2 protein-coding genes and 1 pseudogene are annotated in these 1,464 nt (G+C 48.6%); all 3 read right to left on the reverse strand.

The genetic code is table 11. The features are described from left to right. Positions 1-135 (reverse strand): annotated as a pseudogene (locus R7Q09_RS24185) (phosphatase); the annotation flags it as partial. A gap of 12 nt (positions 136-147) precedes the next feature. Continuing rightward, positions 148-1,149 carry an ArsJ-associated glyceraldehyde-3-phosphate dehydrogenase gene (locus R7Q09_RS24190; RefSeq protein WP_318143707.1) on the reverse strand — a complete coding sequence of 334 codons (1,002 nt, stop codon included), beginning with the start codon at positions 1,147-1,149 and terminating at the stop codon, positions 148-150. A gap of 42 nt (positions 1,150-1,191) precedes the next feature. After that, positions 1,192-1,464: metalloregulator ArsR/SmtB family transcription factor (locus tag R7Q09_RS24195; protein ID WP_318143708.1), on the reverse strand; the 273-nt coding region annotated here is incomplete at its 5' end.

The following is a 1,464-nucleotide window of genomic DNA, read 5'->3' on the forward strand; positions in this document are numbered from 1 at the left end:
CGTAACCACCGCTTGAACACCCTGCTCTTTTAATTGCTGTAAAGACGTTTGCAAATCGACGCCTTTCGTACCCGGGCACGGTGTTAGGACTAATGCACCAGAGTCCAAATCTAATTGCCATGTAGGATGAGACATTGTGAACTCCTATTAAGCCAAACCAACGTTACGAACCAATTCTGCGGTACGCGTTGCGTAACCCATTTCATTGTCGTACCACGCGTAAATCTTCACCATGCGAGAGCCAACGACCATTGTTGAGAGTGCATCAACGATGGTTGAGCGTTGATCGCCTTTGTAATCGATCGACACCAACGGACGCTCTTCAAAGCCAAGAATACCTTTTAGCTCACCTTCTGACGCTTCTTTCAGCAAAGCATTCACTTCTTCTGCGGTGGTATCGCGTTTCACATCGAAGATGATGTCTGTCAGTGACGCATTCGCCAACGGGACACGCACTGCGTGGCCGTTAATCTTGCCTTTTAAATCAGGGAAAATTTCCACAATCGCAGTCGCACTGCCCGTGGTGGTCGGGATAAGACTCATGCCACACGCACGAGCACGACGCAGATCTTTGTGCGGTGCATCCAAAATGGTTTGCGTATTGGTCAAATCATGAATCGTCGTGAAAGAGGATTGCTCAATGCCCAATTTCTCATGAATGACTTTTACTACTGGTGCGATGCAGTTGGTCGTGCACGAAGCCGCTGTCACGATACGATGTTTGTCAGGATCGAAAATGTGGTCGTTCACGCCAACAACGATGTTCGCAATACCTTCTTCTTTCACTGGTGCGCTAACCACCACTCGCTTCACGCCCTGATCGAGATATTGGTCAAGGTACGATGTTTTGCGGTGCACGCCTGTCGCTTCAATCACAACATCACAACCAGACCAATTCACTGCATCGATGTCGCGATGCTGCGTCGTCGCGATGCGCTTGCCATTGATGACGAGTTCATTTCCCTCAACCTGCACTTCATGGTGCCAACGGCCTTGAACAGAGTCGAACTCCAATAAATGACCCAACGTTGCTGCATCGCCCGCAACATCATTGATTTGCACAAATTCCAATCCTGGCCAATCGAATGCCGCGCGCAGCGCCAAACGCCCAATGCGCCCAAACCCGTTAATCCCTACTTTAATCGTCATAGTCTTACCCTTTAATCTTCAACCTTGAATCTTTGTTCGCTGTTAACAGCAAGCCTCACGACTTTTATCGTGCAAGCGTGTAATGTCGTCTTGGTATTCTTGCTTCAAGCAATTCGATGCTACTAAGTCTTCAATCAACTTGCGCATCCATCCTGGCAATTGCTGCGATAACTCGTAGTACACCCATTGTCCCTGACGCTTATCGACTAAAATGCCACTCGATCTTAACTGAGCAAGATGACGAGAAACTTTCGGCTGACTCTCTTGCAATGCAAACGCCAAATCACCTACGCAAATTTCTCCTTCGCGGGCCAC

It is taken from the genome of Vibrio sp. 2130-1, from assembly GCF_033339515.1.

Excerpts from the sequence above, each read along its gene's own strand:
- R7Q09_RS24190 (WP_318143707.1), bottom strand. The coding sequence starts at position 1,149 with ATGACGATTAAAGTAGGGATTAACGGGTTTGGGCGCATTGGGCGTTTG.